Genomic DNA, 10,811 nt, shown 5'->3' on the forward strand with positions numbered 1-10,811 from the left:
CTGGCTTGATCTGGCTCAGGGTTCTGTTTATCATGCCTGCTCCTTTGGGGAGTAGCCTCTCTACCTACGAGATAATCGTCAACATAATTGAAGCAAAATCTTCATGGCGATTATGACTCACATATCCCTACGTGTGAGTTTGGCGAGACCATCGGCAAACCAGCATGAACCGGGGTGGGGCATGTGCGTTTGCTCGTGGTTGACAAATAATCCTCGCCCCCAAGAGCATGTCGTGAGCATTTTAGCTGTTTCCATTACTACGGTTGCCCTGGCTGAGATCGGGGATAAGACCCAGTTACTGTCCCTGTTGCTGGCCAGCCGTTATCGCAAACCCGTTCCCATCATTCTGGCGATTTTTCTCGCTACACTTGCCAATCATGCCCTGGCCGCCTGGCTCGGTGTCGTGGTTGCGGACTATCTGACCCCGGAAGTCTTGAAATGGGTCCTAGTGGTGAGTTTTGTCCTGATGGCCGGTTGGATCTTAGTGCCGGACAAACTCGACGATGACGAGAAAATTTCCAATCGCGGTCCTTTTATTGCCAGTTTTATCGCATTCTTTATTGCTGAGATCGGGGACAAAACCCAGGTTGCGACCACTATGCTGGGGGCAAAGTTTCACGACGGGCTGCTGTTGGTGGTTGTCGGTACCACCATCGGGATGCTGCTGGCCAATGTGCCGGTGGTCCTGCTTGGGAAGCTGTCGGCTGATCGGATGCCGTTGGGGCTGATCCGGCGGGTGACGGCTGCGTTATTTGCCGCGCTGGCGTTGGCTGCGGTGTTTGGCTTATAACCTGGTCTTTGGGGGACTCGGGATCTGGGGGATGTTGGTGTTTCACGTGAAACACCAATTGGAGCCCTGGAGGTGACAACCCGATGACATCACTGCAATTTGTGAAGCAAACAGCAATCTGCCTGCCCGGCTCGTGATAAGGTAAAACCAGTTACGATAGGCTGTTCGTGGAGGAAGTTATGGCGCGTTTTCTCGCAATTTCACCCCAAAGTCAGTTCTGGTTGTTCCACGTCGCATTGGCGCTCAATATTCTGGGGATGGTGCTGACGGAGATGTGGTTGCCGATGGTGGTCGGGGCGATTGTGACGACCTACTTGTCGGTCGACGCCCTGGTGCGGTTGCGCTATGTGTTGCCGCTGAAAAAGGAAATCCGCGAGCTGCGGCATGAGCTAGAGCGTGCGAAGCAATCGTCTCGTGATCAGTAATTCTTTTGATCAGTAATGTATTGGGCGACGGTCGCCACCGGGGCGTTTGTCAGCATTGGTCCAGCCATTGGGTTAAACAGGAAAAAGGCAGCTCTCTGAGCTGCCTTTTTTAGTTGGTGCCTTTGCGGATCAGGTACCGGTAAGGGAGCTGATCGGTCTCTGCGGCGAGCAGGGTATGATCCATAAAGCGGCAAAAGCTTGGGATGTCCCGGGTAGTCGAGGGATCATCGGCGGTGATCAGCAGGGTCTCACCTTCGGCCATCTTCCGAACCGTCTTACGGACCATCATCACAGGCTCAGGACAGCGCAGTCCAAGGGCTTCCAGGCTGTGGGTCGGGTTGTCAAAAGTTGCAGTCATAATTCATACGGGTGGTTTCGAAGCCTCAAATCATACTTATGGATAAGAATTAATCAATAACGCTTGGCAAATCAAACGAAAACGTGTAACGTATTTAACAAGTCATTAACGTTCGTCTTCTCAAGGATTAGGAGGAACTATGTTGACTCAGATGGATCGCTTAACCATTTATTGTCTGTTGTGTTTCATTACGTTTTGTACGCTTGTGATCCGCGGACCGGACAATGCCAGTATTTTCGCGTTGGGGGGCCTGATTGCCGCCGCGCTAGGACTTTGGTTCGAGCTCAGCAATGCCAGCGAGCTCGAGGAAGAAAATTAACGAATTTGCACATCTACTACACTCCCAGTTTTCTTGGGCTTCCCCGCTTATATAGCGGGTTTTTTTTTATGGGGCGGGTGATAATGGCAGTTTAGCAGTGGGTACAGGTGTGATATGGAGCTGGAAGATATCTATCGCCGCGATCTCAATTTGCTGGTCGCCCTCCAGGTGCTGGTGGAAGAAGGTAGTGTCAGCAAAGCCGCGGTACGGCTGAACTTAAGTCAGTCGGCGATGAGCCGAGTCCTGGGGCGACTGCGCGAGCTGCTGGGCGATCCCTTGTTTACCCGGCAGGGACAACGACTGATCCCGACCAATCGTGCACTGGAGCTGAGCGAGCAACTGAACGCGCCGCTTGAGGCGATGCGCAGCCTGTTGACGCCGAGTGATTTTCGCCCCGACGTATGCGAGCAGCAGTTTGTGATTGCCACCACCGACTATGCAATGCAAACCATCCTGCCGTTTGCCTTGCCTCGAATTTATCAGGAAGCCCCGCATCTCTCGCTGGAGTTTGCTCCCCTGCAACATGATCATATTCTTACGCAGCTCACCACCGATGGCTGCGATATGGCCATTTGCCGTCCGACCGGGCCGATTGCGCCGCTGCGTCGCGCGCACCTCGGCCGGGTTGGCGTGTCTTGCCTGTTGTCGCAGCAGCATCCGCTGGCCGCTCGGGCGTTGACCATGGCCGATTACCTGGCCTATCCCCATGCGTTGATCGCGATCAGTGATGGAGTGAAGGCACTGATTGATGAGGCGCTGCGCGGTTACCCGGAGCGGAAACTGTCGCTGCGGGCCTATCACCTAGAAGCCGCCCTGGCGGTGGTCGAGACCATGCCGTTGATCATGACGGTGCCGGCCGATTTGGCCTATTTGGTAGCAGAAAAGCACAACCTGGTGGTCAAACCGCTGCCGTTCGCGTTTGAGCCGTTCGACTACTCCCTGATCTGGCACCCGCGCTGTGAGCATTCGGCTGCACAAATCTGGTTGCGGGATTTGATCAAGGAAGAGTGCGGGAAGCTGATCGCCCGCCGTGTCGATGAGATGGGGCTGTCGAACACGGCCGGTGAGCAGGCTGATGGTCAGGGCTGATCGCAGCCAAAAAGGCCAGCATGAAGCTGGCCAAGGTCGTCATTTTGATGGTTGTCGTGGGTATTCGTTTAGGGCTTAATCACCACGCGTCCGGTGATTTGGCCGTTGGTGATCGCTTCGGCGCACTCAGCTACTTCTTCTAAGCTCACTTCACGGCAGGCCTGCTCAAAATAGCTTGCCGGCAGCAGCTCGCCCAGGCGTTGCCAGGCGCGTTGGCGTTTATCAAACGGACACATCACCGAATCGATGCCCAGCAGCGACACATTGCGCAGGATGAATGGCATCACGGTGGTCGGCAGGTCGAATCCACCCGCCAGGCCGCAGGCGGCGACGGCGCCGTGATAGTCGATCTGAGCCAGCACTTTGGCCAGCACTTTGCTGCCGACGGTATCCACGGCACCGGCCCAGAGCTGTTTCTCGAGCGGGCGTGCCGGCTCTTCCAGCTCGCGGCGCTCAACAATTCGGGTGGCCCCCAGAGATTTGAGCCATTCACCGTTCTCTGCGGCCCGGCCGGTCACCGCAGCGACCTGGTAACCCAATTGGGCCAGCAGGGTGACGGCGACAGATCCGACGCCACCACTGGCACCGGTGACCAGGATTTCGCCGGATTCCGGGGTAATGCCGGCATCGACCAAGGCCTGGACGCACAGCATCGCGGTTAAACCGGCAGTCCCGATCATCATCGCCTGTTTGCCGTCGAAGTGTTTCGGCAGCGGGACCAGCCAGTCGGCATTGAGACGGGCTTTTTCTGCCATGCCGCCCCAATGGGTTTCACCGACGCCCCAGCCGGTCAGCACCACCTGATCGCCCGGTTGGTAGCGATCATCCTCCGATTCAACCACGGTGCCCGCCAGATCAATCCCCGGCACCATCGGAAACTGGCGGATAATTTTACCTTTACCGGTGATCGCCAGGCCGTCTTTATAGTTCAGGGAGGAGTAGTCGACATCAATCAGGACATTGCCTGCTGGCAGCTGGCTGTCATCGAGTTGCTCAACGGCGGCCAGGGTTTGTTTGTCTTGCTGGTTCAGTACCAAAGCTTTAAACATAGGGATGCTCCGAGATCTTTAAGCGTCTTGTATTGGCTTTGAGTGTAGACGCCAAATAACTATGAAAAAAATGAAACTTAATCATCTGATCTATGTGGTAAGCGCATAGTTAATCCAGATCAAAAAAAGCCCGCAGTTGCGGGCTTCATCGACTGAGTTGGGTTTATTCCACGCGCTCGAACACGGTGGCAATCCCCTGGCCTAAACCGATACACATGGTGGCCAGACCGAACTGAGCATCCTGATGCTCCATCAGGTTGATCAGCGTGGTTGAGATCCGCGAGCCGGAGCAACCCAGCGGGTGGCCCAGGGCGATGGCGCCGCCGTTGAGGTTCACTTTCTCATCGACGTGATCCAGCAGGCCGAGATCTTTGGCACATGGCAGCGATTGGGCCGCAAAGGCTTCGTTCAGTTCGACCAGATCGATGTCGCTCATGGTCAGGCCGGCCCGTTGCAGGGCTTTCTGGGTGGCCGGCACCGGACCGTAACCCATGATGGATGGATCGCAGCCGGCAATCGCCATGGACTTGATCCGGGCGCGGATGGTCAGACCGAGGGCTTTGGCCTTGGCTTCACTCATCACCAGCATCGCCGATGCACCGTCAGACAGCGCTGAGGAAGTCCCGGCCGTCACGGTGCCATTGACCGGATCGAAGACTGGACGCAGACCGGCCAGGGTTTCGACCGTGGTTTCCGGACGAATGACCTCATCATAATCGAACAGTTTCAGCGCGCCGTGTTCGTCATGGCCTTCGGTCGGCAAGATTTCATTCTTGAAGCGTCCTTCCAGAGTTGCTGCGTAGGCGCGCTGGTGGGAGCGGGCGGCGAAGTTGTCTTGCATCTCGCGGCTGATCCCGTGCATCCGGCCCAGCATTTCCGCGGTCAGGCCCATCATTCCGGCAGCCTTGGCGACAGACTTGGACAGACCCGGGTGGAAATCGACGCCGTGGTTCATCGGCACGTGGCCCATGTGCTCCACGCCGCCAATCAGGCAGATCTCAGCGTCGCCGACCATGATGGTGCGCGCGGCATCATGCAGGGCCTGCATTGAAGAGCCACACAGACGGTTGACGGTTGTTGCGCCAACAGTGTGTGGGATGCCAGCCAGCAGGGAAGCATTGCGGGCAACGTTGAATCCTTGCTCCAGGGTCTGTTGCACACAGCCCCAGTAAATATCTTCAATCGCGGCCGGGTCGACCTGCGGGTTACGGGCCAGCAGCCCCTGCATCAGGTGAGCAGACAGATCCTCGGCTCTGACGTTGCGAAACGCACCGCCTTTCGAGCGTCCCATTGGGGTACGGATACAATCAACAATTACGACGTTATTCATTTCTTATCCCTCATCCTTAAGCGTTGGTCTGCACGTGGTAGTAGGTTTCACCCTTGGCGGCTTTCTCTTTCAGGCCGGCCGGAACTTCATAGACAGCGCCCAGGTGCGCGTATTGCTCGGCCATGGCGACATAGTTGGCCAGTCCCAGGGTATCCAGGTAGCGGAACACACCGCCACGGAACGGAGGGAAGCCCAGGCCGTACACCAGTGCCATATCGGCTTCTGCCGGGCTGTCAATAATGCCTTCTTCCAGGCAGCGGACGACTTCGTTGACCATCGGGATCATCATTCGGGCAATGATGGCGTCGGCTTCAAATTCTGCCGTGGCACTGACGACCGGGGCCAGCAGGTCTGCGGTTGCCGGATCGACGGTTTTCTTCGGCTTGCCTTTGCGATCGAGGGTGTAGGCATAGAAGCCTTTGCCGTTCTTCTGGCCGAAACGTTCGGCGTCAAACATCACATCAACTGCGTCGCGGTAATCTTTGCCCATGCGATCCGGGAAGCCTTCGGCCATCACGGCCTGAGCATGGTGCGCGGTATCAATCCCCACCACATCCAGCAGATACGCCGGGCCCATCGGCCAGCCGAACTGCTTCTCCATGACTTTGTCGATTTTGGTGAAGTCTGCGCCATCACGCATCAGCAGGCTGAACCCGGCGAAATACGGGAACAGGACACGGTTGACGAAGAATCCCGGACAGTCATTGACGACAATCGGTGATTTCCCCATCTTGGCGGCATAGGCCACGACGCGGGCAATGGTTGCTTCCGACGTGTGCTCACCACGAATAATCTCGACCAGCGGCATCCGGTGGACCGGGTTAAAGAAGTGCATGCCGCAGAAGTTTTCCGGGCGCTTCAGTGCCTGGGCCAGCTGGTTGATCGGAATGGTCGAGGTGTTGGAGGCAATTACGGTGTCTTCGCCGACCTGAGCTTCAACTTCGGCCAGGACCGCAGCTTTAACTTTCGGGTTCTCGACCACCGCTTCGACTACCACGTCGGTGGCTTCAATGCCGGTGTAGTGCAGGCTCGGATGGATGGCCGAGAGCACTTTGGCCATCTTCAGGCCGTCGATGCGGCCGCGCTCAAGCTGCTTGTTGAGCAGTTTGGCCGCTTCGCCCATCCCCAGATCCAGCGATGCATCGGCGATGTCTTTCATCAGCACCGGCACGCCCTTGAGGGCTGACTGGTAGGCAATACCGCCGCCCATGATCCCGGCACCCAGGACGGCTGCTTTTTGGGTTGCTTTCCCCGCTTTGGCGGCCTGCTTGGCTTTGCCTTTAAGGAGTTGGTCGTTGAGGAAAATTCCTACCAGGGCTTTAGCTACATCGGACTTAGCCAGGGTGACGAAATGTTTGTTTTCAATGGCCAGCGCTTCATCGCGGCTGCAACGGGCTGCCTCTTCAATGGTGATCACGGCGGTGATCGGGGCCGGGTAGTGCGGACCGGCGACCTGGCTGACCATGCCTTTGGCCATGGTAAAGCTCATGGTCGCTTCGATTTTGTTCAGGGTCAGCGGCGCTTTCTTCTGCGCGCGGCGACGCTGCCAGTTTAGTTTGCCGGCAATGGCGTCTTTGATCATGGCCAGGGCGGCATCTTTCAGGGCTTCCGGTGCGACTACGCCATCGACCAACCCCAGCTTGAGGGCATCGGCGGCTTTCTTATCTTGACCGGCCGTAATGATTTCCATCGCAGAGTCGGCGCCAATCAGGCGCGGCAGGCGCACAGTGCCGCCGAAACCGGGCATGATCCCCAGTTTGGTTTCCGGCAGGCCGATGCGGGCGGTGTTGTCTGCCAGACGGAAGTCGGTCGCCAGCACACACTCGCAGCCGCCGCCCAGGGCATGGCCGTTAATGGCGGACAGGGTCGGGACCGGCAAATCTTCCAGTTTGTTAAAAATGTCATTGGCGTAGGTGAGCCACTGCGACAGCTCGTCCGCAGGTTTGGCAAACAGGCCGAGAAACTCTTTGATATCAGCACCGACAACAAATGCATCTTTTACCGAAGTCAGCAGCAGGCCCTTGAGGTCTGGCTGTTGGTAAAGGGCATTCAGGGCTTCGTTGAAGCATTCCAGGGTCTTTAAATCGAACTTATTGATAGGGCCTGGGGCGTTGAGTTTAAGCTCCGCAATGCCATCTTCCAGATAGCTTACGGATAGGGTTTCACCTTGGTAAATCATGTTCTATCTCCGTGAATTCCGGTTCTGTGCCGAATTGATTTAACTGGTTTGACCTGTTGTCAGGCTAAAGAATAGTCTGAACCCGTCCAAAAACAATTACAACACTTATTTTAAACAAATGTTTAACTTTTTCCGGTGCGCAAGAAAGTTGCATTCCGGATTGTGAGTTTGCTCAGGCCTTTGTTGTGTTATCCTGAGCGATTATTTTTTTACGCTTGGCAGTGTGATCACAAAGATGGAATCGGAACCTTATTCGGTCCCGGCGGCGCCGGTGACATTTGAGGAAGAGATCAAGAAAAGCCGCTTTATTACCTACCTGGCGCATACCCCGGGCATCGAGGCGGCCAAAACGTTCGTACAGCAGATCAAAAGTAAGCACAGTGATGCCCGTCATAACTGCTGGGGCTTTGTGGCCGGCCGGCCGTCGGACTCGATGTCGTGGGGATTCAGTGATGACGGCGAGCCGTCGGGGACAGCCGGCAAACCGATCCTGGCGCAGCTGAGCGGCTCGGGCGTCGGTGAGATCACCGCGGTGGTCACCCGTTATTCCGGTGGCATTAAATTGGGCACCGGCGGGTTGGTGAAAGCGTATGGCGGTGGAGTCCAGCAAGCGCTAACTGTGCTGCAAACCAAAGAAAAAGTAATCACTTCGGTACTTCACCTGCGCTGTGCGTATAATCAGATGTCGCTGGTGGAGTCATTGCTCGCCGAGTATGCCGGTCGTCAGCTCACTGCTGATTTTGGCCAAGAGATTGAGATGACCATGGAAGTGGATAGCCGTTGCGTGGCGGCCTTGATGGCCAAGCTGACCAACCGCAGCGGTGGGCAGATCTGCCCGGTTGTGTTACCTCATGTGTCGACATCATAACCCGAATAACCAGATGAGAGCCGGCGTAGGCTATGCAATTTCGTTCCATTATCAGAATCGTCGGGCTGTTGCTGGCCCTCTTCAGTGTCACCATGCTGGCTCCGGCGCTGGTGGCATTTATTTATCGTGACGGGGCCGGTTTTCCGTTCGTCGTCACGTTCTGCTTATTATTAGCCGGGGGTGGCCTGCTCTGGTTGCCGAATCGCCATTCCCGCCGTGAATTGAAAGCCCGGGACGGCTTTGTCATTGTTGTCTTGTTCTGGACGGTGATCGGCAGTGCGGGGGCGATCCCGTTTCTGTTGTCGAAAACCCCCGACTTATCCATTACCGATTCTTTCTTTGAGTCATTTTCAGCGCTGACGACCACAGGGGCGACGGTGATTGTGGGGTTGGATGAACTGCCGAAGGCGATTTTGTTTTATCGCCAGTTGCTGCAGTGGTTCGGTGGCATGGGGATCATCGTGCTGGCGGTTGCCATTTTGCCGGTGCTGGGGATCGGGGGGATGCAGCTTTACCGGGCAGAAATCCCGGGGCCGGTCAAAGATGCCAAAATGACACCCAGGATTGCGGAGACCGCCAAAACCCTGTGGTACATCTATCTGACGCTTACCATCTGTTGTGCGGTTGCCTTTTGGCTGGCCGGAATGACGGTTTTTGACGCGATCTCACATAGTTTTTCGACCATCGCCATCGGGGGGTTTTCGACCCACGACGCCAGTATGGGCTATTTCGACAGCCAGGCGATTAACCTGATCACGGTTGTATTTCTGCTGATTTCGGCCTGTAACTTCTCGCTGCATTTTGCTGCGTTTGCCAATGGCGGGGTACACCTGCGAACCTACTGGCGGGATCCGGAGTTCCGGACGTTTCTTGGCATTCAGCTGATTCTGTTCCTGATCTGCTTTGGCTTGCTGATCAAGCACCAGTCTTACGGGTCGACATTTGAAACGTTTGACCAAGCGCTGTTTCAGACGGTATCGATTTCAACCACGGCCGGTTTTACCACCACCAGTTTTTCGGAGTGGCCGCTGTTTCTGCCGGTCCTGCTGCTGTTCTCTTCCTTTATTGGCGGCTGTGCTGGCTCGACCGGGGGCGGCATTAAGGTGATCCGAATTTTACTGCTCATGCTGCAGGGCGAGCGTGAGCTGAAGCGATTGGTCCACCCCCGCGCGGTTTATACCATTAAAGTGGGCCGCAAGGCGCTGCCGCAACAAGTGGTGGATGCGGTCTGGGGATTCTTTTCCGCTTACGCGCTGGTGTTTGTGATTTGTATGCTGGCGCTAATCGCTACGGGGCTGGATGAGCTGACGGCCTTTTCAGCAGTGGCGGCGACGCTCAACAACCTGGGGCCGGGTCTTGGCCAGGTTGCGGTCCATTTTGGAGAAATTAATGACGGGGCCAAGTGGGTCTTGGTGATTGCCATGCTGTTTGGTCGTTTGGAAATCTTTACATTATTGGTGTTATTTACGCCGACATTCTGGCGTAACTAAGGAGAGAGAATGGAAAAGGTGTTACTTCTTCATTCAAGTAGCGATGGGCAGACGGTGAAAATTCTTCGCCATATAGAGCAGACGCTCGGTGAGGGGTACCAGTGTGAGCTGGTGGATTTGAACACGCTCCCGGACATTGATTTCAGTGGTTACCAGAAAGTGCTGATTGGCGCCTCGATCCGGTATGGTCATCTGAATAAGAAACTGTATCAATTCATCGATATCCACCAAAAAGCTTTAGAAACGCATAAAGCCGGTTTTTTCTGCGTCAATCTGACGGCCCGCAAAGAAGGGAAGAATACGCCGGAAACCAGCGTCTATATGAAGAAGTTTCTGCAGAAGTCGCCGTGGCATCCCAAACTACAGGCAGTATTCGCTGGCGCCTTGCGCTACCCGCGATACGGTTGGTTTGATCGGGTGATGATTCAGTTCATTATGCGATTAACCGGCGGAGAAACGGATACCCGAAAAGAAGTGGAATACACGGACTGGGACAAGGTTTCGCAGTTTGCGCAGCGTTTTCAGCAGTTTTAAGTGCGATTTATCACACTTTTGGGTGTTTTTTGTGCGCTTGGTGATCTTTGATAAAAAAAATCAAAATAACCCCTTGCGCCGGGAAAATATCTCCCTATAATGCGCCTCCGTTGTCACGAAAAACGGTTCGAAAGAAACGTTGTGAAAACAAGTTCTTTAACAATTTGACCATGCAATCTGTGTGGGCACTCGTGAAATGATAGTCAAAAGATTTATCAGTGAACTGAGTGACCAATACGACATAGCTTCGGCTATATCGGCACAGTCAATTTATCAGTAATCACTGAGCCGTTTCTTCGGAAACACCAAAACTTTAATTGAAGAGTTTGATCATGGCTCAGATTGAACGCTGGCGGCAGGCCTAACACATGCAAGTCGAG

General features: G+C 55.3%; 11 protein-coding genes, 1 rRNA gene and 1 riboswitch. Of the genes, 8 read left to right on the plus strand and 4 right to left on the minus strand.

All coding sequences use genetic code 11. The features are described from left to right. Positions 1-41: 41 nt before the first annotated feature. A riboswitch (yybP-ykoY riboswitch) is annotated at positions 42-141 on the plus strand. A gap of 91 nt (positions 142-232) precedes the next feature. Then, positions 233-790, plus strand: a complete 558-nt coding sequence (locus VV869_RS22965; RefSeq protein ID WP_337737266.1) for a TMEM165/GDT1 family protein — start codon at positions 233-235, stop codon at positions 788-790. Between the two features lie 179 nt (positions 791-969). After that, positions 970-1,215 (plus strand): hypothetical protein, encoded by a 246-nt coding sequence (locus VV869_RS22970; protein WP_337737267.1) that lies wholly within the window; start codon positions 970-972, stop codon positions 1,213-1,215. Positions 1,216-1,324: 109 nt separating this feature from the next. Here VV869_RS22970 and tusA read toward each other — a convergent pair whose 3' ends face one another. After that, on the minus strand, positions 1,325-1,573 hold the full coding sequence (gene tusA / locus VV869_RS22975; RefSeq protein ID WP_261601361.1) for a sulfurtransferase TusA: 249 nt from the start codon (positions 1,571-1,573) through the stop codon (positions 1,325-1,327). Positions 1,574-1,712: 139 nt separating this feature from the next. On the opposite strand from tusA, the gene VV869_RS22980 reads away from it, so the two are divergent. Both VV869_RS22980 and VV869_RS22985 read left to right on the plus strand, forming a co-directional pair. Beyond that, positions 1,713-1,892 carry a hypothetical protein gene (locus VV869_RS22980; RefSeq protein ID WP_261601362.1) on the plus strand — a complete coding sequence of 60 codons (180 nt, stop codon included), beginning with the start codon at positions 1,713-1,715 and terminating at the stop codon, positions 1,890-1,892. A gap of 114 nt (positions 1,893-2,006) precedes the next feature. Beyond that, positions 2,007-2,981 (plus strand): LysR family transcriptional regulator, encoded by a 975-nt coding sequence (locus VV869_RS22985; RefSeq protein WP_337737268.1) that lies wholly within the window; start codon positions 2,007-2,009, stop codon positions 2,979-2,981. A 68-nt stretch (positions 2,982-3,049) separates the two neighbouring features. On the opposite strand, the gene acuI is transcribed toward VV869_RS22985, so the two are convergent. The 3 genes from acuI to fadB all read right to left on the minus strand — a co-directional run bounded on the left by acuI (position 3,050) and on the right by fadB (position 7,539). Next, positions 3,050-4,030, minus strand: coding sequence for an acrylyl-CoA reductase (NADPH) (acuI, locus tag VV869_RS22990; protein ID WP_337737270.1), 981 nt, complete (start codon positions 4,028-4,030; stop codon positions 3,050-3,052). A gap of 163 nt (positions 4,031-4,193) precedes the next feature. Continuing rightward, complete coding sequence (gene fadA, locus VV869_RS22995; protein ID WP_337737271.1) at positions 4,194-5,360, minus strand: acetyl-CoA C-acyltransferase FadA; 1,167 nt, start codon at positions 5,358-5,360, stop codon at positions 4,194-4,196. A gap of 16 nt (positions 5,361-5,376) precedes the next feature. Next, positions 5,377-7,539, minus strand: coding sequence for a fatty acid oxidation complex subunit alpha FadB (gene fadB, locus VV869_RS23000; protein ID WP_337737272.1), 2,163 nt, complete (start codon positions 7,537-7,539; stop codon positions 5,377-5,379). 235 nt (positions 7,540-7,774) lie between these two features. Between fadB and VV869_RS23005 the strand changes: the two genes are divergently transcribed. The 4 genes from VV869_RS23005 to VV869_RS23020 form a co-directional block, all read left to right on the plus strand. Beyond that, positions 7,775-8,407, plus strand: coding sequence for a YigZ family protein (locus VV869_RS23005; RefSeq protein WP_337737273.1), 633 nt, complete (start codon positions 7,775-7,777; stop codon positions 8,405-8,407). Positions 8,408-8,439: 32 nt separating this feature from the next. Next, on the plus strand, positions 8,440-9,897 hold the full coding sequence (locus VV869_RS23010) for a TrkH family potassium uptake protein (RefSeq protein ID WP_337737274.1): 1,458 nt from the start codon (positions 8,440-8,442) through the stop codon (positions 9,895-9,897). Between the two features lie 9 nt (positions 9,898-9,906). Continuing rightward, a complete protein-coding gene (gene hemG, locus VV869_RS23015) occupies positions 9,907-10,431 on the plus strand; it encodes a menaquinone-dependent protoporphyrinogen IX dehydrogenase (RefSeq protein ID WP_337737275.1) in 525 nt (174 codons plus the stop codon). A gap of 314 nt (positions 10,432-10,745) precedes the next feature. Beyond that, positions 10,746-10,811: ribosomal RNA gene (locus VV869_RS23020) — 16S ribosomal RNA — on the plus strand; the annotation flags it as partial.

Source organism: Photobacterium sp. MCCC 1A19761, from assembly GCF_037389125.1.
GTDB lineage: Bacteria > Pseudomonadota > Gammaproteobacteria > Enterobacterales > Vibrionaceae > Photobacterium.